This window comes from Desulfuromonas sp. TF (assembly GCF_000472285.1).
Lineage (GTDB): Bacteria > Desulfobacterota > Desulfuromonadia > Desulfuromonadales > ATBO01 > ATBO01.
In genome coordinates this window covers 119,282-143,481 of record NZ_KI421421.1, presented here as the reverse complement: position 1 = coordinate 143,481, position 24,200 = coordinate 119,282, and the positions used below count along the sequence as shown (strand labels likewise).

At 57.6% G+C, this 24,200-nt stretch carries 20 protein-coding genes; 11 read left to right on the top strand and 9 right to left on the bottom strand.

Annotated features, from left to right (window positions below; all coding sequences use genetic code 11):
* Positions 1-18: 18 nt before the first annotated feature.
* The 8 genes from DTF_RS0111900 to rfbF all read right to left on the bottom strand — a co-directional run bounded on the left by DTF_RS0111900 (position 19) and on the right by rfbF (position 8,930).
* Positions 19-1,233 carry a hypothetical protein gene (locus tag DTF_RS0111900; protein WP_027715505.1) on the bottom strand — a complete coding sequence of 405 codons (1,215 nt, stop codon included), beginning with the start codon at positions 1,231-1,233 and terminating at the stop codon, positions 19-21.
* The gene (locus DTF_RS23280; RefSeq protein ID WP_035056956.1) at positions 1,230-2,594 is read right to left on the bottom strand and encodes an ABC transporter ATP-binding protein; all 1,365 of its coding nucleotides are present in this window, start codon (positions 2,592-2,594) and stop codon (positions 1,230-1,232) included. Before DTF_RS23280 ends, DTF_RS0111900 begins: the two co-directional genes overlap by 4 nt.
* Before the next feature lie 22 nt (positions 2,595-2,616).
* Positions 2,617-3,456 (bottom strand): ABC transporter permease, encoded by an 840-nt coding sequence (locus tag DTF_RS0111890; RefSeq protein ID WP_027715504.1) that lies wholly within the window; start codon positions 3,454-3,456, stop codon positions 2,617-2,619.
* Between the two features lie 243 nt (positions 3,457-3,699).
* Positions 3,700-5,058 carry an NAD(P)H-dependent oxidoreductase gene (locus DTF_RS23275; protein ID WP_081702940.1) on the bottom strand — a complete coding sequence of 453 codons (1,359 nt, stop codon included), beginning with the start codon at positions 5,056-5,058 and terminating at the stop codon, positions 3,700-3,702.
* A 47-nt stretch (positions 5,059-5,105) separates the two neighbouring features.
* The gene (rfbC, locus tag DTF_RS0111880) at positions 5,106-5,639 is read right to left on the bottom strand and encodes a dTDP-4-dehydrorhamnose 3,5-epimerase (protein WP_027715503.1); all 534 of its coding nucleotides are present in this window, start codon (positions 5,637-5,639) and stop codon (positions 5,106-5,108) included.
* 7 nt (positions 5,640-5,646) lie between these two features.
* Positions 5,647-6,984 (bottom strand): UDP-glucose/GDP-mannose dehydrogenase family protein, encoded by a 1,338-nt coding sequence (locus DTF_RS0111875; RefSeq protein ID WP_027715502.1) that lies wholly within the window; start codon positions 6,982-6,984, stop codon positions 5,647-5,649.
* A complete protein-coding gene (locus DTF_RS0111870) occupies positions 6,984-8,093 on the bottom strand; it encodes an NAD-dependent epimerase/dehydratase family protein (RefSeq protein ID WP_027715501.1) in 1,110 nt (369 codons plus the stop codon). The genes DTF_RS0111875 and DTF_RS0111870 overlap by 1 nt, the downstream gene beginning before the upstream one ends.
* A 54-nt stretch (positions 8,094-8,147) precedes the next feature.
* Entirely contained in the window at positions 8,148-8,930 is a 783-nt protein-coding gene (gene rfbF / locus DTF_RS0111865; RefSeq protein WP_027715500.1) for a glucose-1-phosphate cytidylyltransferase, read from the bottom strand.
* Positions 8,931-9,296: 366 nt separating this feature from the next.
* Between rfbF and DTF_RS0111855 the strand changes: the two genes are divergently transcribed.
* The 6 genes from DTF_RS0111855 (at position 9,297) to DTF_RS0111830 (ending at position 18,441) form a co-directional block, all read left to right on the top strand.
* Entirely contained in the window at positions 9,297-10,703 is a 1,407-nt protein-coding gene (locus DTF_RS0111855) for a sugar transferase (RefSeq protein WP_027715499.1), read from the top strand.
* 149 nt (positions 10,704-10,852) lie between these two features.
* The gene (locus tag DTF_RS0111850; RefSeq protein ID WP_162148637.1) at positions 10,853-12,268 is read left to right on the top strand and encodes an outer membrane beta-barrel protein; all 1,416 of its coding nucleotides are present in this window, start codon (positions 10,853-10,855) and stop codon (positions 12,266-12,268) included.
* Positions 12,269-12,308: 40 nt separating this feature from the next.
* Complete coding sequence (locus DTF_RS0111845) at positions 12,309-13,109, top strand: SLBB domain-containing protein (RefSeq protein WP_035056952.1); 801 nt, start codon at positions 12,309-12,311, stop codon at positions 13,107-13,109.
* 30 nt (positions 13,110-13,139) lie between these two features.
* Positions 13,140-15,344, top strand: a complete 2,205-nt coding sequence (locus DTF_RS23270; RefSeq protein WP_051361254.1) for a polysaccharide biosynthesis tyrosine autokinase — start codon at positions 13,140-13,142, stop codon at positions 15,342-15,344.
* Positions 15,345-15,389: 45 nt separating this feature from the next.
* Entirely contained in the window at positions 15,390-16,097 is a 708-nt protein-coding gene (locus DTF_RS23265) for a tyrosine-protein phosphatase (RefSeq protein WP_035057191.1), read from the top strand.
* On the top strand, positions 16,090-18,441 hold the full coding sequence (locus tag DTF_RS0111830) for an O-antigen ligase family protein (protein WP_027715496.1): 2,352 nt from the start codon (positions 16,090-16,092) through the stop codon (positions 18,439-18,441). Before DTF_RS23265 ends, DTF_RS0111830 begins: the two co-directional genes overlap by 8 nt.
* 581 nt (positions 18,442-19,022) lie before the next feature.
* Here the strand turns inward: DTF_RS0111830 and DTF_RS0111825 are convergent.
* Positions 19,023-20,102, bottom strand: coding sequence for an AI-2E family transporter (locus tag DTF_RS0111825; protein WP_162148636.1), 1,080 nt, complete (start codon positions 20,100-20,102; stop codon positions 19,023-19,025).
* A 138-nt stretch (positions 20,103-20,240) separates the two neighbouring features.
* On the opposite strand from DTF_RS0111825, the gene DTF_RS0111820 reads away from it, so the two are divergent.
* The 5 genes from DTF_RS0111820 to DTF_RS0111800 all read left to right on the top strand — a co-directional run bounded on the left by DTF_RS0111820 (position 20,241) and on the right by DTF_RS0111800 (position 24,164).
* Positions 20,241-20,519, top strand: coding sequence for a YtxH domain-containing protein (locus DTF_RS0111820; protein ID WP_027715494.1), 279 nt, complete (start codon positions 20,241-20,243; stop codon positions 20,517-20,519).
* A 52-nt stretch (positions 20,520-20,571) separates the two neighbouring features.
* Positions 20,572-21,372 carry an ABC transporter permease gene (locus DTF_RS23260; RefSeq protein ID WP_051361253.1) on the top strand — a complete coding sequence of 267 codons (801 nt, stop codon included), beginning with the start codon at positions 20,572-20,574 and terminating at the stop codon, positions 21,370-21,372.
* 16 nt (positions 21,373-21,388) lie between these two features.
* Positions 21,389-22,387 (top strand): MlaD family protein, encoded by a 999-nt coding sequence (locus DTF_RS0111810; RefSeq protein ID WP_155890803.1) that lies wholly within the window; start codon positions 21,389-21,391, stop codon positions 22,385-22,387.
* A gap of 4 nt (positions 22,388-22,391) precedes the next feature.
* Positions 22,392-23,021 carry an ABC-type transport auxiliary lipoprotein family protein gene (locus DTF_RS0111805; RefSeq protein ID WP_027715492.1) on the top strand — a complete coding sequence of 210 codons (630 nt, stop codon included), beginning with the start codon at positions 22,392-22,394 and terminating at the stop codon, positions 23,019-23,021.
* A gap of 126 nt (positions 23,022-23,147) precedes the next feature.
* On the top strand, positions 23,148-24,164 hold the full coding sequence (locus DTF_RS0111800; RefSeq protein WP_027715491.1) for a fatty acid desaturase: 1,017 nt from the start codon (positions 23,148-23,150) through the stop codon (positions 24,162-24,164).
* Positions 24,165-24,200: the final 36 nt, after the last annotated feature.

Sequence of the window (24,200 nt, the reverse complement as noted above, 5' to 3'; positions counted from 1 at the left end):
GCTGAAGCAAGACCTTTGCTACTTCTTGACGAATCGGCTGATCTCTCCATGGAAGTAGCGTGCGTCCAGGTCCTTGATCTTCGATTTAAGGGAGGATTTCTTGTGTCCCTTTCCCGGATTCCGCAGCTTCTCTTCGATTGCGGCGGCCAGGTCAGGGCGGCCGTTCTCCCTTAGCGGCTCGATCAGTTCATGATAGAAGAAAGTCATCCGTTCGATGGAGATTTTTGACATCATTTCCTCGGTAACATCATCGGCCTGGAAAGATCGTGACTTGTCCAGCACTCCCAGAGCGACGAAGGCGAGCATGGTCCTGATGCACTTTTCGCATTTGCCGCAGTTGAACCTTTCCTGCTCGTACTGCTTGAACTGATTGCAGACCCGCAGATGGGACAGGGCCGGTCCCCAGTCAGCGATGAGTCTGGTCCGATCGAAACGGGAAAGATCCGTTCCGTCATAACGGATGCGCAGGTCCATGCTGCTGTAGTTCGGCTCGAGCAGCGGATGGGAACCGTTCGGGTGAAAATTGGGGATGTCGAAATCGGGTGAGATCGAGACGGTGTTGAAACGCTTGGCAAAGGCATGTGCCACCGAAGCGAGGGCGCCTCCCATGAACCGATACTGCCAGAGATCCCAGTGATGTTGCGAATCTTCCTCGCGGAAGGGGAGGTAAAGGTTGGTGTAGACGGGAATGAGATTGATATCGACTTCCCTGGCCGCTTCAGAAAGCGACTCCCTGACTAGTTCAAAGATCTCCGGGATATCCTGCTCAAGACCGAATATCAGAATTCCGTCCCTGATATACCGGGGATGGTCCGGCGGAAAGGTGAGGCGGTTGCGGCGGAGGGTCGCAAAGGAGTCGATTCCCCCGGAGAAGAAAAATCCCGCCCGCTCCGCCGGGCGCTCTCTTTTCGCCAGGATCGATCCCTTGTCCTCGAGGAGCGGCCGCGGCTGGCCGTACCAGTGGCTGAGCCATCCCATGGCCACATTGAGGCCGTCCCGCAGGTCCGGGCAGACCTCGGCGTCGATGAAAACCCTCTTTTCGCCGTAATGCAGGGCCGGAATCGCCCCGGCGATCAGGAAGGCGTTGGGGTTGCTCGTCAGGTCCTCCGCGAAAGCTTCTTCGGTGTCGAAATAGAGTTCGTAGTCCTCCCGGGGGCAGTCTTCCCATTTCACCGTTGCGGAAACTCGGGCGCGGCTGCCGTTCCTGTCCGATTTCAAATTTTCGATTTTCATTTTCGCATCCCTTCCCTGTAGCCGAGACTGTCTTCCCACGGGACATATTCGGTATTCCACTCCAGCAAAGGCCTTACAACCCCCGGCATGTTCTTGGCGTAATCGCCCCGCGCCGAGTCACCTTCGAGGCTGTCGACGACCTGGAAGGTGACGGCGTTGAATTCGGAAAATTGCAGTGTTTCGGGGAAAAGCGTTAAAAGGTGACAATTGACGAAGAGCATCCCCTCGGCCAGCAGGTTTCCGGGAATCCAGACGGAACTCACATACGATCCTTCAGGTCGCGGGCGCTGCCGCCATTGAGCGTCCTGGTCGACGGTGACGAACACCGCTTCACCGTGCTCGTTGACAATTCCGAAGTGGGGCAGAAGAACGCGCCCCCCCTTCACGACGTCATACTCCATCTCGATCTGGAAAGGCTGACGGATGTCAAGGGACTGGCTGATGCGGCCGTCCTTCGCCCTGACCCGCACGGCCCGCAGCCGGGCCACCGGACCGCCTGGAGCCTTTTCGGGGTCGGGCCATTCGCGGATGGCCATCGAGTCATTCCCCGATCTCAGATGTCGGGTAACCACCTCGCCGGAGGGCCCGTCGGCCGTTATCCTGCCGTCTTCCAGCAGGATGGTCCGTTCGCAGAGGCGGGTTACCGCCGGCATGTTGTGCGAGACGAAAAGGACGGTGCGGCCGGAACTGCCGACCTCCTTCATGGTATCCAGGCATTTGCGCTGAAAGTCCGCGTCCCCGACGGCAAGCACCTCGTCGATGATCAGGATATCCGGTTCCAGGAAGGCGGCGACGGAAAATGCCAGTCGGACCTTCATGCCGCTGGAGTATCGCTTGACCGGCGTGTCGATGAATTTCTCCACTCCGGAGAAGTCGACGATTTCGTCGAATTTGCGGTCCACCTCCCTTTTCTTCATGCCGAGGATGGTGCCGTTGAGATAGACATTGTCCCGGCCGGTGAGTTCGGGATGAAAACCCGTTCCCACCTCCAGGAGACTGGAAACTTTGCCGCGAATTTCCGCCCGCCCGGTGCTCGGCTCGGTAATCCGGGCGAGAATCTTGAGCAGGGTGGACTTGCCGGCGCCGTTGCGCCCGATAATCCCCAGAACCTCTCCCTGCGCCACACTGAAGGAGATTTCCCGAAGAGCCCAGAGCACATCGGCCGGATCATCTTTCCCGTTATTTTCCGGATTCAGATCGTCGAAGCGGTATAGGGAGCGGTATTTTCGATAGTTCTTCAGCGGCCTCTTGATGAAATCGAGCAGGGCGACGCCGAGGCTGTCATGGATTTCCTCCTTCAGGCCGATGCGGTAGTGCTTGCTCAGGTTGTCGACGGCTATGGCTGAACCTTTATCGTTCATTTGCAGAAATCACTCCGATCCGTTAGATGACATCCGCGAAAACCCGCTCCATTTTCTTGAAATACAGGGCGCCGCTCACCAGCACGAGCATGCCGGTGACGAGCCCGGGCAAGACGTAGGGCCAGGGCATGGGAGTTCCCAGAAATGTGGCCCGGAATCCTTCGATAACCCCCACCGCGGGATTCAGGGAATAGATGAAGCGGTAGGTTTCCGGGATGGAAGATGCCGAGTAGACAATGGGCGCCGAGTACATGAACATCCGGATGCAGAAGGGCATGGCCAGTTTCACATCCCGAAAGCGGATGGCCATGGCGGAGAGCCACATGCCGAATCCGGCGCTCACTCCGACCATGAAAAGCAGCATGAGCGGAAAATAAAGGAGGTTCCAGGTGGGCATGACACGGTAGTACAGGCCGATGACCAGGATGATCACCAGGGAAACGGCGAAGTCGATCAGGCGGGCCAGGATTGGTGTAATCGGAAAGATAAGGCGAGGGAAATATACCTTGCCGAGCATGTTCTGACCCGTGACGAGACTTTCACTCGCCTGAGTCACCGATTGGGACATGTAGTTCCATGGAACGAGTGCCAGGCTGGAGAAGAGAACATAGGGGATACCGTCCGTAGGGACTTTGGCCACCTTGCTGAAGATAAGGGTGAACACGACGATCTGAATCAGAGGCTGCAGAATGGCCCAGGAAAAACCGAGAATGGTCTGGGCGTATAGGATCTTGATATTGCGCCACACCATGAAGTAGAAAAGGTCTCGGTACTCCCGCAACTCCTTGAAGTTGATGACCTGCCATCCCGAGCTGGGCTTTATGACAATGATTTCGGGGTTGCCTGTATCGACTTTGTTCATGGTCGGCTTTCCGATGAGTAGGATTAGCAGTTATTTATCAGCAGAGGTGATCATTGGTCGTTCACAAAGTAAAAAGACCGGGCAGCCTTGAGTTTTTCTGGAAGCCCGGCCCCTGCTGGTTCGTTCCAGCTCCAAGTTTTTTTGTCGCAATTCATTAGCAAGAGTTTGTTTTTTCGAGTGTTTTTCCGAAGAACATCTTTTCTTCCGTCCTTTGATTAACAATTAACAGCAGTTTCAAGGCTGTCAAGGAGCTCTCTCGGCCTCGGACATGATCTGAATCGGGTTCGGTCCTTTTCCCTCCTTCTCCCGGAGGTGCTGCGTCGGTTGGAAATGCCGGTCCTGTTCCTCTCGCAGCCGGTCGCACAGGCGGCCGGCCGGCATCTCCACGTCCCCATAAGTGATCGCGCCATCCCGGGGAACGTTCCGGAGCATACGGCATCCTTCGGACAGGCCCATGGGGAGGAGATGATCGCGCCGACAGATGTCGGCGTTTTCGATGGTGCCGTAGCAGGTGAATCCGCCGATGCCGTCGAGGGTCTCCCCGGCCTTCAGGTCTCGTTTGGCGATGGTGATCACTTCGCATACCGGCCCCGCCAGGGGCGTCACCGTCGCATCTCCAAACAAAACGGCGCGGGCGGCGGTCAAGGGGACTTCGAGGTGCGGCAGATGGTAGGGGACGTAGAAGGCGTAGAGGGGGCCTTCACCCATCTTGAAATAGTTCATGTAGCTTCGGCGGGAGGGATCATCGTTGTACCCGAGCACGAAGACGCCGGGACCCGGTTCGGCTCCGAGGATATAGTCGACAAGGCCTCCGTCAAGAAGCTTGTCCAGGGGGAAGAGGTCGACCGCCTCCTTGACGTGGGTGCATCGCGGGCCGTACATCCCTCTCCTGCCGACCCGGAAACCGGTGGCGTTGGCCACCACGGCATTTTCCATGGAGATCTTGGTGCCGTCGGCGAAGGAGGTGGCCATCTGGGCCGAAATATGGTGCTGCTCGGCAAATCCCTTCTGGGTTTCGGGGGTGCGGTAATGGTCCTGCAGACCCTTGATGTTGCCGGCCAGAACGGGATGGTAGCCGATGGTCCTTACGAAGCGCAGCAGGTTCATCATCACCCCCGGCTGATCACCGTCGGCATTGGTGACGATCACTCCGGCCCGGTCGGCGTGTACCTTCAGGATGGGACCCACGGTGGCGTCGAGTTCGGCATTCATCAGGACCATGTGCTTGCCGTTCTTTATCGCCTCGAGGGCGACGTGGGCGCTGAATTCCACGTCCCCCGTCGCTTCGATGATTACGTCGATCCCCTCTGCGCGGCACGTCAGAAGGGCGTCATCGGTGGCGGCGCACCCCCCTCCGCCAATCGTCTCCTCGAGTTGGGCGACGGTCTCGACTGTGCGGAACTTTTCGACGCCAGCATCGCGGAGCGCCGACAGGGCCGCGGGAAGTGTGCGGTTTGCGATGGCCGCCAGGCGCATGCCGGGGATATATCTTTCGATCTGAAGGGCGATGCCGCGCCCCATGTATCCGGCTCCGATCAGGGCCACCCGTACGGGCCGACCCTCGGCCTGACGTTTCTGGAGCGCTTTATCCACAATGATCATGATGTCTCCTGTTCATCCAATAAGTGAAGTGCCGCCTCCGGGAGAGGTCACCCGTGATAGAGGGGCCAGTTCGCATCCTTTTCAGAAAGGATCGGACGATGCGCTTCCGGCCACCGCACGGAGAAAGCCGGATCGTCCCATCTTATCCCCCGCTCGCATTCGGGAGCATAAAACTGAGACACCTGGTAGAAGACCTCGGTTTCGTCGGCCAGGGTCTGATAACCGTGGGCGAAGCCTTCGGGGATGTAGAACATCCGCCGGTTCTCCGCCGTGAGCGTCACCCCCGTCCACTGTGTGTACGTGGGGGAGCCGGGGCGCAGATCAATGATGACGTCATAAATGGCTCCCTTGAGGCACCTCACCGATTTGGTCTCGGCAAAAGGGGGGATCTGATAATGCATGCCCCGCAACGTATCCTTCTTCCGGCTGAAGGCCAGGTTGGCCTGCGCCAGGTCGGGGTTGAGCCCGTGAGCTTCGAATTCCCTCCGGCACCATGTCCGCGCAAAAAAACCGCGGAAGTCCTCAATCGCCTCGGGCTCGATGAGAAAGGCGCCTGGGAGTTCCGTCTCGTAAAAAATCATCTCTTCCTCACAATCCGATCCCCTCGTAGCGGACGATGCCGGACTTGTCCAGCATCCGTCGACCGTCGATCACCAGAGGGGGTGATTCCACATTTTCGAGCATGATAGGAAGCTGCTGGAATTCCGGCCAGCGGGTGAGCAGGAGGACTACCTCGGCCTCTTCCAGCGTCTGCGCCAGGTCGTCGCAATACGCGATCCGGCTGTTGCCGAAGAGCTTTCGGGCTTCCCCCGCCGCCACCGGATCGTAGGCCCTGATTTCCGCTCTCTCCTCCAGCAGTTCGCGGATGATGGGAATGGCAGGGGACTCCCGCATGTCGTCGGTGCCGGGCTTGAAGGCCAGTCCCAATACGGCGACGCGGACGCCGCTGAAGTAGGGGAAGTGTTTGCGGAGCAGGGAGAGGACCTGGCGGGGCTGGCTTTCGTTGACCTGGATCACGGCATCGAGCAGCGCCATCGGCCTGCCGGCCTTTTTGCCGTGCGCAATCAGGGCCTTGACATCTTTTGGAAAGCAGCTTCCGCCGAATCCGCACCCCGCTTCCAGATAGGTGGTGAATGCCGGGACGATGCGATTGCCGCCGGGGAGGATGGGACTCAGCCGCTTGTCCAGGTGGACCCCCCGCATCACCTCGACGACGTCGATGCTCCCCAGCGCCGCGCAGAGATTGCCGATCTCGTTTGAGAAGGAAATCATCGTCGCGAGCAGGGAGTTGGAGGCGTATTTGATCATTTCCGCCGTCTTCGGGGTGGTCCGCAGCTTGTCCACACCTTCGAAGACGGCGTAGAGCTCCTCAAGAGCCTCCATCGTTCCGGTGTCGATTCCTCCCAGAACGATGCGATCCGGAAACATGAAATCCTGGATCGCCTCCCCCTCCCGCAGAAACTCCGGATTCATGCCGACCCCGAAGTGAACGCCCGCTTTTTTCCCCGAGCCCTGCTCGAGAAGGGGCAGGACGATGTTCTCCGTGGTGCCGGGGACCACCGTGCTCTTGACCACCACGGTGTGGTAGGCGTCCTTGCTCCTCAGCGCCTCGCCGATCTGAAGGGCCGCGGCCCTGACGTACTGTAGATCGATCTCCGCCCCGTCGAAGGGTGTGCCGACGGCCAGCAGGGAGAGGTCCGTCTCCCGCACCGACCGGTGCAGGTCGGTGGTGGCTTCGAGACGGTCGTGGAGGTTTCTTTTCAGCAACGCCTCCAGCCCGTTCTCATGGATGGGCGGAACGGCCGCATTGAGCATGTCGATTTTTGTCCGGTCGTTGTCCACGCAGACGACCCGGTGCCCCTTCTCCGCCAGACAGACGCCGGAGACGAGCCCCACATACCCTGTTCCGATCACTGAAACCTTCATCAGGCCTCCTCCGCTTCACGGTTATCTCGATACCAGATCAAAGACCTTCTGATTCCCTCCTCCAGAGAAATGGAAGGATCATACCCCAGCTCTTCCCTGGCCTTGCCGATCAGAGGGCAGCGTCGGTTCGGGTTATCCACCAGGTAATCCGCATCGCTGCTGGCCTTTTTGACCACCTTCCCCTGATAGCCGAAGAGTCCTCCGGCAGTGGAGACCAGTTTGCCGGCAAAATCGGCGATAGATATTTCCGGCGATTCGACGCCGATATTGTAGGCCTCCCCCCGGCGGCCCCGGATCAGGATCTTGAAATATCCGACGATCGCATCGGCGATGTAGCAGAAGGTCCGAGTGGGAGAGCCGTCCGAATGCATGACGATATCCCGGCCGTCCAGGATGTCCCGGACGAAATCGGGAATCACCCGGCGGTCCGTGATCTTCAGTCCAGGGCCGTAATTATTGAAGGGGCGCGCGATATGGATGGGCAAGTCGTGCTGGCGGGCGAAATTGACGCAGAGTGTCTCTCCATAACGTTTCGACTCATCATAGCAGGCCCTGGGGCCGGTGCAGGAAACGTTGCCGCGGTACGTCTCCGGAGTCGGAATGTTCTCCGGGGTGGGATCGCCGTAAATCTCGCTGGTGGAGTAAAAAAGAAAACCCTCCACGGGCCTGTCGCTCTCCTTCTGGCGGCAGCAATATTCCAGCAGGGTACGCAGTCCATTGACGTTGGCGTCCATGGTTTCGATGGGATACTTGCGGTAGTACATCGGCGAAGCGATGGAGGCGGCATGGATGATGTAATGGAAATCGTCGATATCCTCCGGCAGGGGTCCCGTGATGTCGTGTTTAACCAGCTTGAGATTCGGATTTCCGGAAAGAGAGCTGAGCCATTGAGGCAGGCCGCGCACATAGTTGTCGTACACTGTGACCTGAACGCCTTCACCGCCGGCTGTCCGATTCCAGCGGAGCAGGGATTGTATGAGGTAGTAGCCCAGAAATCCGCCGCCGCCGGTGATCAGGATGTTCTTTCCCGGCAGGGCGGCGAATTCCTTCTCCAGCTTGTGGCAGATATACTCCAGGTCCTGATTGACGACGGTCTGCGCATTTTCCATTTTCCACGGGCCTTGCCGGTTGTCCCCGGACGGTGGGGAGAAGGGGTGGAATCGTCAGCTCTGCCAGATTTTCCAGGGAGTTTTCCCTTCGCTCTCCCACAGATCTTCCAGAACCATTTTGTCCCTCAGGGTATCCATCGGCTGCCAGAAACCGTAGTGGCGATAGGCCGCAAGGTTCCCTTCCTGGGCCAGCTTTTCAAGGGGCTCCCGCTCCCAGACCGTCGCATCTCCCGCGATGTAATCCAGAACTTCCGGTTCGAGGACGAAATACCCGCCGTTGATCCAAGCGCCGTCCCCCTGGGGCTTTTCCTTGAAGGTGGGGATCTTGAACTGCTCCGTGCCCAGGTTGAAGGCACCGAACCGTCCGGGAGGCTGCACGGCCGTCAGGGTGGCCAGGGTCTTCTGGCCGCGGTGGAACTCGACCAACCTCGTGATGTCGATGTCGGAGATCCCGTCGCCATAGGTGCAGCAGAACGTTTCGTTGCCGATGTGTTCCCGGACCCGCTTCAGACGCCCCCCCGTCATAGTCTTCTCGCCGGTGTCGACCAGCGTCACTTTCCAGGGTTCGGTGCCGTTGTGCAGGATCTTCATGTCATTATTTTTCAGGTCGAAGGTGACATCGGACATCTGCAGCGAATACATGGCGAAATATTCCTTGATGTAATATCCCTTGTATCCGAGACAGATGATGAAGTCGTTGATGCCATGAGCGGAATAAATCTTCATGATGTGCCAGAGAATCGGCCGGCCGCCTACTTCCACCATGGGCTTCGGCTTGATGGTGGTCTCTTCGGAAAGACGGGTACCGAAACCTCCTGCAAGGATGACAGCTTTCATTAACAGAACTCCTGTGCATTTCGGCGAAAATCGGAATATTTCAGGGACCGGAGGTGGAAAGAAGCACATTCCGGCCGTTTTCAAGCATCGAGTCCCTGCCTGCGGCAGGTCCGTGCATAATTTGATCTTCTCCCAATGGTTCGAGGAGATCCTTTAGCGGAAGAGATCAAACCTCCCTCGTTTGAGCCGGGATGCTAAACCAATTAACACCGAAGAAGAGCGTGTCAAGGTCAAGGCGATCGCCTTCATCTCTTCGTATGAGCGACAGCAGTCTTGACATGCTCCAAAGGGATGATATCAGGTTTATTGCCGGGTGGGAGAACCCGGCATATCTGTTAGAAACATTCCGCCCATCCGGAGAGCTGTATGCTGAAGGAGCAAATAGGGCACAGAATTGTCGATCTTCTGCTGACGGCGGTGGCCTTTCTGACGGCCTACCTTGCAAGTCTCCTCTGGCTGGGCGCTTCTTCGGGTCTGGCGGACAACGGCGTTTTCCCTTTCCTCTTTCTGGCCTCACTGGTCTGCTGCGGTCTCTCCTACGATTTTTTCAGTTTATACGAGATTCATGGCCGACAGAACTTCGACCGGACTTTTCTCCACGTCGTCAAAAGCACGCTGGCCGGGACGGCGGGGGTGGTTCTGCTTATCTACACCCTGCGGCTGCAGGGTGACAGCCGCCTTCTGATCGGACTTTTCCTGGGGTTCAACATCCTGCTTCTGACCGCGTATCGGGGGGGCCTCCATCTGCGGCGGAAGAACGGGGCGAGCAGCAAGGAAATCCTGATCATCGGAAGCCTGGAACGGGCCCGGGAGGTCGTCCGCTACATCACTGCCAATGAAGAGCTTGGATACCATCTGATCGGCTGCCTGGAAGTCGGTCCGGAATATGTCGGCGCCGAAGTCGCCGAAGGTATAAAGGTTATCGGCACTCTGGGTGAGTTCAAGAGGATTCTACTTGAGCAGACTGTGGATGAAGTGGTTTTCGCGATGCCCCTGCAGGTGATCGACAATGTCGCCGACTATTTCATCTTTGCAGAGGAACAGGGGCTGAGTGTCCGGGTATTGCCAGACTGGCAGATACCGCAGATGATGTATCAGCCAAAAATCGCCTCGGTTTTTGTCCAGAATTTCGTCGGCATCCCGACTCTTGTGCTCTCCTCCGTCCCCCGCAAGGAATTCTCGCTGCTGGTCAAGGCCATTCTCGATCGCAGCCTCACGCTCGCCGGCCTGCTCGTCTTGTCTCCTCTCCTTGTACTGATCGCCGTAAGCGTCAAAGTGAGCAGCAAGGGTCCGGTCTTTTTCCGCCAGGAACGCTGCGGTCTCAACGGTCGTAAATTCATCCTGTACAAGTTCCGAACCATGGTCCCTGAGGCGGAGAAGCTCAAAGGCCGGCTGCTGGCAGCCAATGAAATGGACGGACCGGTTTTCAAAATCAAGAACGATCCCCGGGTGACGCCGCTCGGGAAGATACTGCGCAGAACGAGCATGGACGAACTGCCGCAGCTGATCAACGTGCTGAGGGGAGAAATGAGCCTGGTCGGTCCGAGGCCTCCGCTTCCCTCGGAAGTAAAAGAATACAAACACTGGCAGCTCCGGCGCCTTTCCATGAAGCCGGGATTGACCTGCATCTGGCAGGTGAGCGGCCGCAATGACGTCGGCTTTGAAGAATGGATGCGCATGGATCTCGAATATATCGATCGATGGTCCCTGCTGCTGGATTTCAAATTGTTGCTCAAAACTGTTCAGGTGGTGATTCTGGGTACCGGCCGATAAAGGCGGTCCGGGAGTGGTTTTAGTGATCATTCCCCGTCATCTGGCCAATGCCCGCTGCTCTGGTATACTGAGATTATGGGAAAAATGAAATTGCAGGAATGAAAAATCGTCGCCGATACAAATGCTTCCCTCGAAACTCGGAGAATAAATTGAACGACTGTTCGTCGATTTCTTCCATGGGTGAACTGTTCTTTAAGGAGGTGCGGGTCATGGGCTTGAAGCTGCTGCCGCTGTTGGTGGGTATTTTTCTTTTTCTTCCCCCGTTTTTGACGGATGCCGCCGCGGCGAGCAGGGACGATGCCGCGCCGGAGATTTTCAAGCCGGTCGTCGGGGCACCCGAATACGAATCAATTTTCCGGGAACAGTCAGGCACTGCGGGAGACGTCTTCGGCAGCCGAAGCGGTTATGTCCATCCGTTCATTTCGGTGGGCGGATACTACACGAGCAACATCTTCAGATCGGCTAATGACGAAAGGAGCGATAAGGTCATGGTGGTTTCACCCGGAATCTGGCTGGCGCTGCCGGCTACCCGGCAGCAGCTGCTGGAGGTGGAAACCATGAACACCGCCCCGGGAGGACTGGAACTCAGCCGGTTCCGAACCGAGACGGAAAGGCGTTTCCAGGCATACGCCCTGTATCGGGGGGAATTCCAGGAGAATGATAAATATCAGGAGGCGGAGACGGATGATCACAGGGCCGAAGCACTTCTGGCCTACAGGTTCCGTGGCGGCCTTTCGCTGGAGCTGCTGGATATCTACGAAAACGACCATGATCCCTTCTCCACGGGCGATGCCGAGGAGCGTGAGCTGGACACGTGGAAGGCCAATCTGCTCAATCCGATCATCAGTTACCAGGTGAGTCCGAAAACCCGCCTCCAACTGGACTACTCCTGGTATGTCCTCGACTACGACTCGTCGAGCCGGGATTTTCGCGACCGGGAGGACAATGCCGTTTCCGCGTACGTTTTCTACCAGTTCACGCCGAAGACGTCCGTCTTTCTGGACTATGAGTACATCGATGTCGATTACGACAGCTCCGACGAGGACAATCAGACAAATCTTCTCTACGGAGGCCTCCAGTACCATGTCACGGACAAGTCCCTCGGCCGTCTCAAGGTGGGATACGGGAAAAAGGATTATGATGAGGCGTCCTTAGACGACAACGACTTCTTTGCGCTTGAAGCCCAGCTGAGACACCGGTTCAACCGCAAGTCTTCGATTCTTATCAAGGCCATCAGCCGAGCCGATGAATCGGACGTGCAGGCCACACGGGACGTCCTTACCCATCAACTGAGAGTAGGTTATACGCACCTGCTTACGGCTAAGATCACCGGCAAGGTCGTCGCCTCCTATATTCGTAACGAATACGACGGAGAGATCACCGAGGACGGCAAGACCGACGAACGGGACGATGACAAATACCGGGCTGAAATCGCCGTCGGATTTTCCCCCTACCGATGGCTCAATTTCAGTACCGGTTATGTCTACACCGAACGGGATTCCAACTTCAACAGCCGGGACTACGAGGTCCATGTGGTCTACCTCAATGTCACGGCGGCGTTGTGAAAAGGTGAAAAACCGGATCCGGCCAATACAGGGGAGAGTCATGAGAACTAAGTGCCTGTTGTTTCTTCTCGCAATTCTTTTCGGTCTCTGCGGTCCCACCCTGGCGGACGAAGATGGTTACCTCGTCGGGGAGGGAGACGTCCTCAAGATCATGGTCTACGATCATCCCGACCTGACCACTGTGACCAGGGTCAGCGGCGGCGGAACGATCGCTTTCCCGCTCATCGGTCTCGTTCAGGTCAAAAACCTGAATGTGGACCAGATTTCCCAGAAGGTCGTCGATGGGCTCTCCGGCGATTACATCGTCAGACCTCAGGTCTCGGTTTTCATCGAAGAATTCCGGAGCAAGAAGGTGACCATCATCGGCCAGGTGGGAAGGCCCGGCTTGTATGAATTGAGCGGTTCAAAGAACCTCATGGAGCTGATTTCCGAGGCCGGAGGATTGACTCAGGATTACGGCAACACGGTCACGATCCACAGGAAAAACGGACCGAATAATAAAGAGGAGAAAACAATCAGCATCAATTTGAGGGATGTGCTGGAAAACGGGGGAGCAACGTTCAATGTTCCGATCCTCGACGGCGACAGCGTGGTGGTCTCCAAGGCCAGCATGTTCTACGTCACGGGCGAAGTGAGGAAACCCGATGCCTACAAGTTCGAGGACGGAACCACTGTGATCAAGGCGATCTCCATGGCCGGGGGATTCACGAACCTGGCTGCCCGGGGTAAGGTCAAGATCTATCGGGATATCAAAGGAAAAGAGCATGTGGCGGAGAAGGTTTCCATGGACATGCCTGTTTTGCCCGACGACGTGATCGTCGTACCGGAAAGCTTCTTTTAGTCATTCACATCTAAAGAATCGGATTTCACCATGGCAATCTCAGGCGAAGGCATCCATCTTCGAGAATATCTGAAGATCGTCGTAAAACATCGCAAGACAGTAGCGGGATTTTTCATCATCACGTTCGTCCTGGTCATGCTGGGTACGTTTGCGCAGACCCCGCAATACAAGGCCACGACTCGCGCGATCATCGAAAAGGCCATCTCCGATCCCCTGGCCGGCGGCCAGGCAAAATTCACCGATCCAGAATTCCATGAAACCCAGTATCAGCTGATCCAGAGCCATGCGGTGGCGCGCCGGGTCGTCGACATGCTTTCCCTCGAGGATACCTTCGATACCTATGTTGGCCGTTACATGCAGCCGAGCTTTCCGGAGACGGCAATGAGATGGATCAGAAAGGAGATGCGCCGGATCGAGCGGTTGCTGACCCGGACGGAGACCGCTCAGCCGGCAAAATCCGAAATGTCCAGGGCGGACTGGATCGCCTCGATGATCCAGGGGGGAATCGTGGTTGAACCTGTGCCCAACAGCCGCCTGGTCTCCATAAGCTATTTTTCGCCGAACCCGGAGTTCGCATCCCTCGTGGCCAACACCGTGGCCAAGGCGTATCAGGAAGAAACTCTGGACATGAAGATGGAATTCACCCGGCGGACCATGGCCTGGATGACGAAAAAAGCCGAGGAGGAAGAAAAGAAGCTGGAAGAATCCGAAAAGAGAATTGGGGAGTTCATGCGGACCAACAATCTCGTCACCCTGGAGAACAGGGTAGCGGTCATGCCGCAGCAGCTCGCCCAGGTCGGCACCGATCTGGTACAGGCTCAGAGCAGAAGGGAAGAACTGGAGGCCCTGTACGAAAAGGTGAAAAAAGTGGCGAGAAATCCAAGGGCCGCCGAAACCATTCCCGCCGTCGCCTCGGATCCGGCTCTTCGGACCTTGCAGACCCAGATCCTGGAGGCCGAACAGACTGTCATGCAGCTCTCCGGCAAATACGGTCAGAGGCATCCGGCCATGATCAAGGCCCGGGGCGACATCAATGTTCTGAAGGAGAAGAAAGCCCAGGAAATCGCCCGGATCATCGAGTCGATCAAAAACGAATACGAGCTTGCCCGGTCGGCGGAAAAATCCCTGGGCGCTCATATGCAGAGAAATAAAACCGAAGCACAAAGAATCAACGAAAAATTCATCCAGTACCAGGCGCTCACCCGTGAGCTGGAAACCAACCGGCAGCTTTATGACGCCTTGATCACCAAGGTCAAGGAGCAGAGCATGGTCGGAGAAAACCAGCCGGTGGTCAATTTCTGGATCGTCGAGGAGGCCGGTGTTCCACTCAGCCCGCGGGAGCCCCGGAAGATGGTGAATGCGCTTCTCGGCCTCATCGTAGGTCTGTTCGGCGGGGTGGGAATCGCCTTCTTCACCGAATATCTGGACAATACCATCAAGGATCCCGAAGAGACCGAAACGATCCTCGGCACCCCGGTGCTCGGCGTCATCTCTCTGTGCGAAGACCGGCAACCCCTCGATATGGTGGTCAAGGAGCCGCGGTCGGCATTCACGGAGAATTACAAAGCCCTGCGAACATCGCTGCTTCTGTCCTCTGCCGACGGAGCGCCAGCAAGAATTCTGATCACCAGCCCCGGCACGGGGGAAGGCAAAACCACTACTGCAGTCAATCTCGCCCTTGTCCTGGCCCAGTCGGATAAGCGGGTCCTGCTGATCGACGGCGACCTGCGCAAACCGCGCCTGCACAAAATCTTCGATATCGGCAACAAGAAAGGGCTGAGCACCTATCTGGCGGGAAGCTCCGGTGGAGATATCCTGGGCAAGGGGCCTTTGCCCAAGCTCGCCGTCATCCCCTCCGGTCCGGTTCCGCCGAATCCGTCCGAACTGCTGACGTCAAGTCGAATGGAAACTCTGCTCAATACCCTCAGTGAAGAATTCGATATCATCATCTGCGATTCCCCGCCCCTCCTGACCGTGGCGGATTCCCGGATTTTGAGCCGGTATTTCGACGCGACCGTGCTGGTGGTTCTCGGCGGCAAAACGACCTACGAAATCGCGCGACGCTCTCTCAAGCTGCTGATCGACGTGAAGGCCCGCATGCTCGGTCTGGTGATCAACGCCCTGGATGTGAAAAAGAACGATTATTACTACAATCAGTACTATTCCTCCTATGAGGAAGAGCAGAAGAAAGCCGAGATGACCGACCGATTGGAGAGGATTGCCAGTCAGAAATAGAACCTTCACCGGCGACGCCTCTCCCGGCTTGGGAGCCCGACCACCATGGTGGATATTCATTGCCATATCCTTCCGGCGATCGACGATGACGGACCTGTCCGCCTGGAGGACGTTCTTGAGATGGCGCGGATCGCCGTTGCCGATCACATTCGCCAGATTGTGGCGACGCCCCATATCAAGAACGTCGTTCATTCCCCTGAGCTGATTAGGGAGCGCGTCGCCTGGTTCAACGAGGAACTGCGGAAAGAAGGGATCGGACTGGAGATCCTGCCCGGAGCCGAAGTCAGCGCAGTCCTGAACACTTCGATTCTGCGGGATCATACCCTGAACGGCACCGACTATGTCCTTCTGGAATTCCCCCACAGCCATCTCCCGCAAAACGCCCGACAAATCGTCTTCGATGCCCTCATGGCCGGGCTGATCCCCATCATTCCCCATCCGGAGAGAAATCCCTCGGTGGTGCGTCGGCCGGAGTTGCTGATTGATCTGGCCGAAGCCGGCGCACTGGTTCAGGTTACGGCTGAAAGCCTGGTCGGCGGATTTGGTCCCGAGGCAAGGGCATGCGCCGTGCACCTGCTCAAAAACAAGGTAGTGCATGCGCTGGCCACGGATGCCCACTCCCCGACCTGGCGCCGCACCGTCCTGTCCGGGGGGGTGCAGGAGGCCGCAAAAATCATCGGCGAATCCGCTGCCCGCCGCCTGGTCACAACGAATCCTGCCGCCATAATTGCCGGGAAGGCAATTGATGAATAAACTGGTCTACATTCTGTATCTCTTTATCCCGGCTTGCGCCCTGCTGGTATTCGGAGCAACGGGAGAGTGGCCCGAAACCCTTGTCGAGGCCCTTTGCTTCTTTCTTCTTCTGTTGCATCTGTTGAGCCTGCGCCGGCAAGCCGCCCCTTTATACAAGGTGCCAGGCTTTCTCCCCCTGACCGTTTTGACCGGCTACATCCTCATTCAGATGGTCCCCCTTCCTCCTCTTATGCTCAAGCTTCTTTCTCCGAATACCTGGGAACTGTATATCGATTCGATATGGCTGGTACGTCCCGGCGCGTGGATGCCGATCTCGATCGCCCCCAAAGCGACGCTGGCGGAATTTTTTCGCCTTGCCGCATACGCCGTCTTTTATCTGATGACGGTACAGGTGCTTGCCGAAAGGGAGCGGTTGAAAGAGGCTCTATCCTTCTTCTCCATCTGCATCGGGCTCTTTGCTCTGGCCGGTCTGGTCATGTTCCTTTTTTCCGGAGGGCGATTTTTCTGGCCCTTCGGAGAATGGATGTTCGAACCCGGCAGGTCTCCCGCAGGCTTTGCCAAAAGTCATTACGCCGGTCTGATGGCGATGGTGCTTCCGGTCGTCCTTGCCCACTACCTCGCCACCAGGCCGCGGGTGAATTATTCCTCTCTTCGCGGCAGGATCGTCGATTTTTTTCATCATCCCGGCTCCAACCTTTATGTCCTGCTCGGATTTTTTCTGCTTCCATTGGCTGCTTCTTTTTTATTGAGCTTTTCTACGAGTGGGATTCTGAGCGGCCTGGCTGGCCTTCTGCTATTCATGCTGCTGCTTCTGATCCGCGGATGGACCCGCAAAAAGGGGGTCTTGAAGGGTCTTTTTCCGACGGCCGTTCTGCTTGTGGTCGCCCTGCTCGGTTGCGGGATGATCTGGGGCAGGCCTGATCCTCAGACGGATCGATTTCGGGACGAGGGGATACGGGAGCATGTCTGGCGCGACAGCGGGCGGATCATCGGCGACTTCCCCCTGCTGGGGACAGGGATGGGAACTTTCGCCCGGATTTATCCTCGATACAAAACGATCAGTGCGCCGGAAGCTGAAATCAACCATGCCCGCAACGAGTACCTGGAGCATATGATTGAAGCCGGATTGGCGGGTACCCTGCTGGCCGGGTGGTTTTTGTTCTCCCTTGTGCGACAGACCTATCCGGTCTGGCGCAAGCGCCACAACCGGACGTCCGTTTATATCTGCGCCGGCGCTTTTTCAGGGCTCGTCGCCATTCTGCTGCACAGCATAACCGGCTCGACCCTGCATGCCGGCGCCATCGGCTTCTATTTGTTCTTTTTTGCCGGACTGGTCTTTGCCGCGGCAACCTGCCTGTCCCCGGGAAGAATAGAATCGGAGTGGCAAGAAGAGGCCTCTCCGGCGACTGCCCGCCGGATCGGCCTCTCGGCCATCGTCCTTCTGGCCGCCAGCCTGACCTTCAATATCGGGATACTCATGGGGGAGCATAAAATTCACCTGAGGAACGATTCCGCATCGGGCAGCCCCGATCCCGGACAGGAGCCGGCGGAGGTGGAAAAAGCCGCCGGCCAGGCAATGCGTCTGGACCCCCTCGAATCTACATACCCATATCTTCTGGCAGATGCCCGCCTGGCCTCCGGGGAAGCTGAAAAAACCCTGGCTCTCTTTTCGTCCGCTCTGCGACTGAATCCCCTGAATGCCGGATATCTGCAGAGGATCGGTCTCGTTTTCGATAATCTCGGTCAAAGGGAAAAGGCCGAAAAACTCCTCCGGTCGGGCGTCGAAAACGACGGTTCCAACCCCGAACGGCACAAGACCTTCGCCTTCTGGCTATTATCGGAAGGGAAGAAGGACAAAGGGCTGGATCATATCCGAGAGGCCATTTACTGGGGCCCCCGGCAGACAGGAGAATTCCTGGCACTGATGGCTCTCTATGGCCTCAAGGACGAAGAGATGCAGCGAGTTCTGCCGGAGCGCTCCTATCCTCTCCTGGCCTTCGGCGACTATCTACGGGGGATAGGGAAGGAACAGGAGGCAGAGAAAAATTACCGTGCCTCCATCGACTATGCGATACAGGAAGAGTGGCCCAGTCCCTTGCCCTTTAAGCAGGTTGCCGAGTTTTTCACCGAGCGAACGCGCTATAGCGATGCGCTGGATGTCATCCTGGCAGGGATCGAAATCTTCCCAGAAAATGCGGAGTTCCGGTTTATTGCAGCAAATCTTTACGAACTGCTGGGGATTGAATACCGAGCCATTGAAGAGTACCGCGGCACCCTGGCGTTGGATCCTGGGAAACAGGAAGCTCGCGAGAGTCTGAAGAGACTGACCGGAAACTCGAATTAAACGGCGGATACGGCAGAATCAGCGTTACACGGATGCAGGAAAGCCGCATTTCCCGCAGCACAGTCGGCCAGAGCAGAAGAGCACGAAGCAAGAGAGATCTTTTCCGATCCCCGGTAGCTCAGTCGATAGACCGGGTGAGCACGAAAATAACTAAAAAGCCCGCAAGTCCTATGACCTGCGGGCTTATTGTATATGATTTGAATACAGGCGATATCCGTTGGTCGATATCAAACTCACAAGAAGGTATGTTTTTTCAACTGCTTGCCATTTGTAGTGGGGGAGTGAACCATCATCACCTTTGAGCAGAAAGAGGTCCTTCCCCACCGCCTGCCCTTCCGTCGCTGCACACTCGGACCCCAGTCAAGACCGTCGGTCTTCCAGAGGTGCACCCGACAGACAAAAAGGAACCATCCGGAAGCCTATCTGACAATCGTATTAGCGAGGGCCGTAATTCTATTGTCAGCTTACCAGCGTTTTTCCCTATCCTGCTCAATTTCCCTTTTCTAATATCATGACAGACAAATTGTCCCCTCAAGTCTTTGAGGAATCGGGCGGGTGATCACCCTCCCAGGAGCGCGTGGTTAGTTCTGTTTTTTAGCCTCCCGCAGGGTTGGCTGCAGAAATTCTTCCACCAATATATTCAGGCAGATGGCCGCGGGGATGGCGAACAGCAGGCCCCAGAAGCCGGCCAGCGCTCCGCCGACCAGAACAACGGTCAGGATCATGATCGCGCTGAGGTGGGTCGTCCGGCCGTGAATCCACGGGGTCAGAATCCATCCCTCGATGAAGTTTCCGATCCCGAAGACGAGGCTCGGCCAGAGCAGGACGGCCATCCACTCGAACCCCGGAGCGCCTTCGCCTATGGTCATGTCGAAATACTTGACCAGCAGGGCAAGCAGCCAGCCGGCGATAGACAGGTACGGAATCATGCTGAGGAGTCCGGTGAGCGCCCCCAGCAGAAACCAGTAAGGAACATTCGCCAGCCACCAGCCGATGATGAAGATCACCCCGACCAGAAGGGAAATAAGCAACCGCGCCCTGAAGAAGGTGCCGACAGCCTCATCCATCCGCCGGAGGATGTCCATGGCCCTCGGATGGCGTTCTGCGGCCAGAGAGGAAAGGCCTTCATCCTTCATGGACTGGAACTTCAGGGCAAAGAAGACGAAATAGACGGGCGGCAGCAGGAGCCAGAGAAGGATTTCCGCGGTTGTGCCGACGATGTTTTTGGCGAGCCGGAGGACGGATATGCCATCTTCCGATCCCTTAAACTGGGTGAATCTGTCGGCCAGATCTTCGAGCTGGATGCCATACCTCAGACTCAGTTCCTGGAAGTAGTCCGGGACCTCCTGTGCCAAGGTGGCGGACTGATTTATCAGCAGAGGAATAGCCCATAGTCCGATACCGGCGCCGGCCAGAAGGACCAGGGAGCAGATTAGAAGGACTGAGAATATGCGGGAGATGCCCCATCGACTCTTGACTTTTGTAATGACCGGATCGAGCAGATACGCCAGGACCAGACCGGCGAAGATGGGTAAGAGGATGAAGCGCAAATGATAGACCAGCCATAGCATGGCGGCCGCCGCCATGATCCATAGAAAATCCCGCATGGCCGTGATCTGCCACAGGTGCCGACCTCCATCTTCTCTCTCTTGTGATTGCATTTTTCGATCTCCCCCAGGCGTTTTTCCGGTCATTGATCCTGTCTCACCCTTCACATTTTTCCGCAGCGCCTCTCCCTATTTGCGACCACCCGGTTCTATGTTAAATAAATAATATACCCAGCTTACAGGGAGGAAACTATGGCACGAAAGAACAGAGGAACCCTGGGAGCTGCCATGCTGGTCGTGGGAGGGTTCATCGGGGCCGGAACGGCGCTGCTGCTTGCTCCCCAGTCGGGGAAGAAAACCCGAAGGCAGATAACCCGCCGTTCGCGAAAAGCCCGCACCCGGGCCTCCGATCTCTTCGAGAGCGGGGGCGAGGCGGCAGAAGCCTGGCGCAATCATTTACTCAAATCCCTTGACCAGGGGCAGAAAAATCTGGAAAGGCAAAAGAAGAAACTCACTCAACTGTGGTCCTGAGTTGTTGCCACCGTTGCAGTCATCGGAAACGAATGCGGGCGGAGAATAATGGATGAAAGGGCAGGACGCCGACCCGGTTACACGCCTCGGCCTGCGCACACGAAGTCTTCTTGACGGCGCCCGTGCCATGACGGTATTCACCGGCAGTTTCCTTCTGGCAGTGGGCGCGGGAGTGCTTCGGCCGCGCCGCCAGCGTCTGAAAGAAACCCTTTTACAGATTCAGTGGGCGGGGGCCGATGCCATGGTCCTTCTGGCCTGCCTTTCTTTCCTGATGGGCTTTGTCATCGGAATCCAGGCGATGGCGACCATGTCCCCCTTCGGAGCCGAGGCGAGGATCGCCCGAGTGGTGACCGTCCTCACCATGCAGGAGATCGGGCCGCTGCTCACCGCCATCCTTCTGGCGGGTCGATCGGGGATTGCCTTCGTCACGACACTGGGAACCATGAAGAGCGGGGGGGAACTCGATGCATTACGGACGAGGAGAATTGATCCAGTGGCCGACTTCGTCCTTCCGCGGGTACTCGCCCTTATGCTCGCCGGCCCCCTCCTCGCGATGATCACCATCGCCTCTTCCATTCTGGGAGGGATGGTCATCACCCTCTGGATTCCGCAGCTTTCTCCCCATGGTTATCTCAGAGGGGCGGCGGACGCCATGAACACGGGGTTTTTCTTCTTCGGGCTGGCCAAAATCGTCGTCTTTGCCGGCCTGGTCGGGCTCATCGGCTGCTTTCAGGGGATGCGCATCACGGGCCCCGGCGCTGTTGGGAAAGGGGCGACCTCTTCGTTCGTCGGCTCCCTGTTGCTCATCGGTCTGGTCGACGCCCTTTTCAATTTCATCTATCACATCTACTAGGCAGAGGGGTGGAACCGTGACGCCGGGGCGGGCAGGTGAGAAGATGGGAGATGGCCGGATTGCCCCCTTCAGGCTCGGCGTTTTCGTCCTTCTCGGTCTTGGACTAGGAATCATCGCCCTGGTCTTCGTGGGAATCATCGAACCTTCCAAAGCAAGACAGACTTACGTCAGCTTCTTCAACACCCCGATCGAGGGGTTGGAAAAAGGGTCGGCGGTCCGGTATCTGGGGGTCCAGGTCGGGAAAGTGGGGGAGATCGATCTCGCTCCCGGCGACCGGATGGTGAGAGTCCAGGTGAAAATCAGGAAGGATTTTCAGATGGATGATGCCATGTACCTGCAGGTCTCGCGGCAACTGGTCGCAGGACTGACCACCCTCACTCTGAGGCGCGCGAAGGACGCAGAAGCGTTGAAAAGTTCGGAACTTCCCTTCGACCCGGAGTATCCGGTTCTCCCCAACCGCCCCAGCGACATGGATCAACTCCTCGAAACGGCACGGCTGATGGCGGAGAAGGTGGGAGATGCTGATCTTGACGCCATCGGGGATGTGACGAAAGGGTGGAGCCTGGCCGGAAACCGACTTGCCGACCTTCTCGCCGATCCCGATCTGCGGCAGACCCTCGAAAACGTGCATGAAGCCTCCGCCGACCTGCAGGCGATCCTCCAGGCCCTCGGCGACGAAGGCGCTCCCGGCGAGTGGCGAAAGATCCTCCGAGACCTTTCCGCAACAGCCGGGGATCTGCGCCGCGCCAGCGAGACGCTGGCGGCTCAGTTGGACGGGATGCCGCCCGGGACCCTTGCGGAGATCTCCGGACGCCTGGAGGGCTTGGCTGCGACCGGAGAAGAGACGGTGCGCTCGTGGGACCTCCAGGTCGGCCGGTCCATGTCCCTTCTGGAGCGCAATCTTCAACAGTTCAATCGCCTGATGACCGAATTCGACCGGCTGATCCGTTCCCTGCGACGGGAACCCGGACAGATCCTCGAACGCCGCAAGGAGGATGATCCATTCGCGAGGTGATTCGATGCGCCGATCCGCTCGTTTTGTTCTTCTTTTCCTTGTCGTCGCCCTCTCGGCCGGAGGCTGCGGCGGGATCCTCCCTGAACCGGGGCCGGCACCGGTTTTTTACCGCCTCGACTACGACCCGCCGCCCGTCGATTGTCCCCGCCCCTTTGACAAGAGGGTGCGGGTCCGGGAATTCTCGGCCGCCAGCCCCTACGACCAGACGGAAATGACTGTTCTGGGGCCGGGAGGGGAAGTGAGCTTTTCGGGGACGTACCAATGGGTCGCCCCTCCCGGAAGGATGGTGGCGGAATCCCTGGGACGGGACCTGAGCGCGGGGGACCTCTTCCCGGCGGTATCCATGGACGCGGACCCCTCTTTCCCGCCGTTGGAGTTGACCGGGAGAATCCATGCCTTCGCCTGGGAACGGAACGGCGTGGAGGAGCGGGCGGTGCTGACGGTGGGAGTTTCGCTGACGGACACCGCTGGGGAATCCGGGATCCTCTTTAACAGGATCTATAGGTTCAGGAGTCCTCCCTGCCCTGAGGGGAAAGCGTCCTTGTTCGCATCGGCCATGAGCACGCTTGTCAAGAATCTGTCGGTCAGGCTTCGGCAGGATCTCTGTTCTCTGGGGAAGGCCGCGGAAGATTAGACCTTTGTCGACGACTTGACCTTTTGACTTGGGAATCCATCCGGGCTAAAATCGGCTTTGTCTTTTATAATGTGACCGTTGTTTCAACGGGTTGAACATCCCTTTTCAGACCTCGAGGGGGCCTGCATGTCCTTCAATCCAGTCGTTGTCGTCGCGAAAGCAGAAAAACCCCAGTGGTACCAGGCCACCGCCCCATTCGCCCAAAGGGACACCCGAACCGCGCTTCGCCAACTTCTCACCACGGTCTTGCCATATCTCCTTCTGCTAGCCCTGATGGCCTGGACCGTCCGCGACGGCTACCCTTACGGAATCACCCTGGCCCTCGGCTCTGTCGCGGCCGCACTTTTGATTCGCCTCTTCATCCTTTTTCACGATTGTACCCACGGATCATTCCTCCCCTCGCCTCGGTGGAACAGGAACGTAGGGTATCTCTGCGGCATTCTGGCCTTCACGGCGTTTCACGACTGGCGGCGCAGTCATGCCGGACACCACATCACGGCCGGCGATCTGGACCGGCGCGGGATGGGCGATATCTCGACCATGACCGTCGAGGAGTATCTGGCCGCACCGCCGCTGCGGCGGCTCGTCTACCGGCTGTACCGGCATCCCCTGATCCTGCTCGGCGCCGGTCCGCTCTATTATTTCCTTCTGCGAAACCGCTATCCGTCACCCGGGGCGAAGAAGATGGACTTTGTCAGCGTGGTCGTCACCAACCTGGTGATTGCGGGCATTGTCGCAGCGGCAAGCCTGACGGTCGGCTTCAAAACCTATCTCCTGGTCCAGTTGCCGGTTCTGTGGACAGCCGCGACGGGCGGGGTCTGGCTGTTTTATATCCAGCATCAGTTCGAGAGGGTCTACTGGGCGCGCCATGACGCGTGGGATCCGTGGCGGGTTCCTCTGGAGGGCGCTTCATATTATCAGTTGCCAAAGCTTTTGCAGTGGGTTACGGGCAACGTCGGCTTTCATCATGTCCACCATTCGCGCCCGGGTATCCCGAACTACCGCCTGCAGGAGTGCCACGAGGCCGTCCCGGAGCTGCGGGCGGTCAAACCGTTTACCCTTCGAAAGAGCTTGGGAACCCTGCGGTTGAACCTGTATGATGAACGCCGGCGCAGGATGGTCAGCTTCCGGTCGTTGAGTTGAAACAACACGCTTGAAATCACTGCGCTTGTTTAAGGG